This is a genomic window from Streptomyces sp. NPDC054956, assembly GCF_053609185.1.
Window position 1 is genome coordinate 1 of record NZ_JBSGXB010000541.1, and the last position, 2,821, is coordinate 2,821.

The following is a 2,821-nucleotide window of genomic DNA, read 5'->3' on the forward strand; positions in this document are numbered from 1 at the left end:
GCTCGTCGCCCGGTTCGGGCGGCACAGGGTCATGCTCACCGCCGGGGCGCTGCGCGCGTGCTGGCTGGTCGGACTGGCCTTCATCGGCCCCGGCACGGCCGGGCTCGTGCTCGTCATGGCCGTCGAGCTCGGGCTGATCACCTGCATGGGCGTGTTCAACCCGGTGTTCGCCACGTACCGGCTCGAACGGACCCCCGGGGACCGGGTCGCCCGCACCCTGTCCGCGTGGTCGGTCACCAGCAAGGCCACCATCGCCGCGCTGACCGCCCTCTGGGGTCTGCTGGCCGGCATCACCGGCCCCCGCACCGCGATCGCGATCGCCGGTCTCGTCATCCTGCTGACCCCGTTCCTGCTTCCCGGGAACGAGTACGCCTCCCCGCGCGAGCAGGGTCCGGCCCGCAGTCACACGTGACGGACCGGGAGCTGTCCGCCCTCACAGGACACCATGTCGCAGGCCTTCAGCAGAGCCTCCTGGAGACCGACCCGTCCGGGAAGTGGGGCAAGGGGCTCGGGAAATGAGCCCGCTCGCCCCACTCGGCGGAGGCGCTCAGCGCAGGGTGGGGATCACGTCCTGCGTCTCGTCGACCTCGATGCCCGACGTACGCCGGCCCAGCGGCTCCGGGGGAGCCTCGTCGGCGCAGACGGTGCCTCGTGCGGGCAGCGCCAGGGTGGCGAGGTAGTCCGTGACCAGGGCGCTGACGCACTCGCTCCGGTTGTAGGCCGTGTGTCCCTCGGCGGCGAAGGTCAGCAGCCGTCCGTTGTCCAGCGTCCTGGCGAGCGCCACGGCGTCCTGGTACGGGGTGTCCGGGTCCCCGGTCGTGCCGAGGATCAGGATCGGGGCCGAGCCGGCCGCCCGGTACGAGCCCTCGTAACGGCTCGGCCGCTCCGCCGGCCACTGGGCGCAGGTCGGGGCGTGGTTGTGGTCGTACGTCGGCGGCCCGAGGCCGATGGGCGGTCCCAGCAGTGGGGCCACGGCGACGTGGGCGCTGACCAGCGTGCGCAGGAGCAGGGGGCTGGTCGGGTAGACGCGGTCGGCGCACTCCACGGCCGTGTTGACGTTGAGGAAGTCGAAGGACGCGGGTGAGGGCGGGGACAGCAGGAACGAGCCCTGGCGTGCCTGGGCCGCCCGCAGGGCCTGCCCCAGGTACGGCCAGATCTCCTTGCCCGCGTTGATGTTGAACATCAGCCGGTAGGCGAGGGTGTAGCCGGTGGCCGGGCGTCCGCTCGCGGTGATCACGGGGTCGGCGTCCAGGGCCCGCTCGAGTTCCTCGAAGGCCTGCCGCGGCCGGCCTTCCCCGAATCCGCAGGCGGTGGCGTTGTCCGCGCACCAGTCCAGGAACCGGCCGACCGCCGCGTCCAGGGCGACGAACTGCGCGGCGTCGTAGGCGTACGGCACGTCGGCGTAGCGCCGCGGATCGTAGGCCCCGTCCAGGACCATGGCGCGGACGCGCCGGGGGAACTGGGCGGCGTAGACCGTGCCGACGTAGCTGCCGAAGGAACGCCCGTAGAAGGTGACCGTCTCCTCGCCGAGGGCCTGGCGGAGCAGGTCGATGTCCTTGGCGTTCGAGGCGGTGCCGATGAAGGGCACCAGGTCACCGGAGCGTTCCCGGCAGGCGGTGGCGAATTCGAGGCCCTGCCGGATCGCGCCGTGCAGGGCATCCGGTCCGGGTACGCCGCGTGCGGCGTCGACGGCCGCGGAGTACTCCTTGTCGTTCCAGCACTCCACCTGCCCGCTGCGCCCCACGCCCCGCATGTCGTACCCGACGACGTCGAAGGCGTCACGGAGCGAGGCGGGCAGGGCTTCGTAGCTGTTGCGGGCGAAGTTCACGCCGGAGTTGCCGGGGCCGCCGGGGTGCAGCAGCAGGACCCCGGTGCGGTGGGCGCGGTCGGCGGCGAGCTTCCGGGTGACCGCGAGCGGGATCGTGCGCCCGGCGGGCTGCCGGTAGTCCAGCGGCACCAGGGCGGTCGCGCATTCGAAACCGTCCCCCGGGTCGTCGCAGGGGCCCCAGGACAGGACGGGAACGGCCGGCGCGGCCGGGGCCGCCGCCGTGGCGGCGCGGGGAGCGGCTCCGAGGAGCGCGGTGACCGCGATCAGGACGAGCGTCGTCACCCACGCGGCTCGTTCGCGGGGGCCATCGGCCAAACGGCTCTGCATGCGGCGATCCTCGATCCTCCGTCATGGATGGTGCCGAACGGGCGTCAACGTAGCCCCCGGTCGCCGCCCGTGTCGGCCCACCAGGGGTTGATTTCCCATTACCACCAGGAGACGCGCCCTCCTACCACCAGGGGATGGCATCCGGCTGTACCCAGGGTTGTACGTTCCGGTCGCCGCTTAGGATCCGGACATGATCGCTGACCTGCAATGCGTGGTACTGGACTGCCCGGATCCGGCGGAACTCGCCGCGTTCTACCGGGCGGTGCTCGGAGGAACCGTCAACCAGAAGGACCGGCGGTGGGCGACCGATGACGACTGGGCGACGCTGCACACGCCGTCCGGCCTCGTCCTCGCCTTCCAGCGGGCGACGGACTACCGGGCGCCGCAATGGCCCGACCCGTCCCGGCCCCAGCAGTTCCACCTCGACTTCGGCGTCGCGGACCTGGACCGGGCCCAGGAGCAGGTGCTGGAGCGGGGAGCGACCCTCCTGGACGGTGCTTCCGACGGACAGGGCTGGCGCGTCTACGCCGATCCGGCGGGGCATCCGTTCTGCCTCGTCCGTCACTGAGGGCGGACGCGCCCCGACCGCCCTGCCGTGCCGGTCCGGGCACCCCACCGGCCCCGCAGGGCGGGCCGTGGAGCTGGGGGGTGGTGTGCCGCCAGCGC

Annotated in this window: 3 protein-coding genes; 2 read left to right on the forward strand and 1 reads right to left on the reverse strand. The window is 72.8% G+C overall.

Going from position 1 to position 2,821, the window contains the following annotated elements; all coding sequences use genetic code 11:
* Nucleotides 1-412, forward strand: a 412-nt coding sequence (locus ACWGDE_RS37960) for an MFS transporter (protein ID WP_453393644.1), incomplete at its 5' end; no start/stop codon positions are given.
* Nucleotides 413-547: 135 nt separating this feature from the next.
* Here ACWGDE_RS37960 and ACWGDE_RS37965 read toward each other — a convergent pair.
* Nucleotides 548-2,155 carry an alpha/beta hydrolase gene (locus ACWGDE_RS37965; RefSeq protein ID WP_453393645.1) on the reverse strand — a complete coding sequence of 536 codons (1,608 nt, stop codon included), beginning with the start codon at nucleotides 2,153-2,155 and terminating at the stop codon, nucleotides 548-550.
* A 190-nt stretch (nucleotides 2,156-2,345) separates the two neighbouring features.
* Here ACWGDE_RS37965 and ACWGDE_RS37970 point away from each other — a divergent pair, with 190 nt between their 5' ends.
* The gene (locus ACWGDE_RS37970) at nucleotides 2,346-2,723 is read left to right on the forward strand and encodes a VOC family protein (RefSeq protein WP_453393646.1); all 378 of its coding nucleotides are present in this window, start codon (nucleotides 2,346-2,348) and stop codon (nucleotides 2,721-2,723) included.
* Nucleotides 2,724-2,821: the final 98 nt, after the last annotated feature.